Origin of the sequence: Amycolatopsis dongchuanensis (genome assembly GCF_039542405.1) — a bacterium.
Lineage (GTDB): Bacteria > Actinomycetota > Actinomycetes > Mycobacteriales > Pseudonocardiaceae > Amycolatopsis_E > Amycolatopsis_E sacchari.
Map to the genome: position 1 here is coordinate 1 of NZ_BAABIB010000176.1, position 1,076 is coordinate 1,076.

Genomic DNA, 1,076 nt, shown 5'->3' on the forward strand with positions numbered 1-1,076 from the left:
ACGGCGAAGTGACGCTTTGGGTGGCAGTGGCGGTTGCGCCAGCGCAGGTAGCCGGCGATGGCGGCCTCTTGGGCGGCGTGGCTGGGGTAGTCGCTGCCGTCGAGGGTGAAGTAGCGGACCGCGGTGAACTCGCATTCGATCCAGTTCAGCCAGGAGGCGTTGGTGGGTGTGTAGACCAGCTCGATCCCGTTGGCCGCGCACCACGCGGTGACCTCGGCCTTGCCGTGTGGTCCGTAGTTGTCGCAGACCAGGTAGAGCTTCCCGGCCGGGAAGCGTCGGCGTAGCTGTTTGCAGAAGTCGAGGAACTGGGGCCAGCGTTTGCGGTCACGGAACCGGTAGAACATCTGCCCGGTGGCGAGGTCGAGTGCGGCGAACATGTGCCGGATGCCCTTGGTGCGGGTGTAGGTCGCGCGCAGGCGGGCCGGTCGGCCGCGAGGGAACCAGCCGCGACCGGGACGGGGCTGCAGGTTCAGCGGCCCGAACTCATCGACGCAGATCACCCGTCCGTCCGTGGGTGGTCGGTCATACAGGTCGAGGATGCGAGTCTTCTTGGCCACGAAGTCCGGGTCTTTGCTGGCTTTCCAGGTCTTCGTCGCCTGCCAGGACACGCCTTCCTTGCGCAGGATCTGCCGGACGGTCTCGGTGCTCGCCCTGATCCACGCGTGCTCGGCTAAATACTCGACCAGTTTGGTCAGGCTCCAGGTGGTGAACGGCAACCCAAGCTCAGCGGGCTGGCAGGCGGCGATGCGGCAGATCTGATCCCGGGCGGCCGGCCCGAACTTAGCTGGGCGGCCGCCCCTCCATTTTGGGGACAACGCCGCGAACCCGGAGTCGTTGAACGCGTGGATCACCTCCCGCACATACCCCTCGCTCGCGGCGAACATCGCTGCGATCTCGCCCGCGGACCGGCCTTGGGTCGAGGCCAGCACGATCCCGGACCGTCGCAGCCGCACCCGATCCCGGGTCGACCTCGTGATCTTGACCAGCCGCTGGGCCTCTTCGGGCTCCAACGACCGCGCGAACACCTCCGGCGCACGTGCCATGACTCACCTCCACTGGCAAGCCTCGCGCTCACC

General features: G+C 67.3%; 1 protein-coding gene. It reads right to left on the reverse strand.

Annotation, left to right across the window (positions count from 1 at the left end; genetic code table 11):
- Window positions 1-1,043 (reverse strand): IS630 family transposase (locus ABFX51_RS39260; protein WP_346056961.1); only part of this gene is annotated, 1,043 nt, incomplete at its 3' end.
- Between the last annotated feature and the right edge of the window lie 33 nt (window positions 1,044-1,076).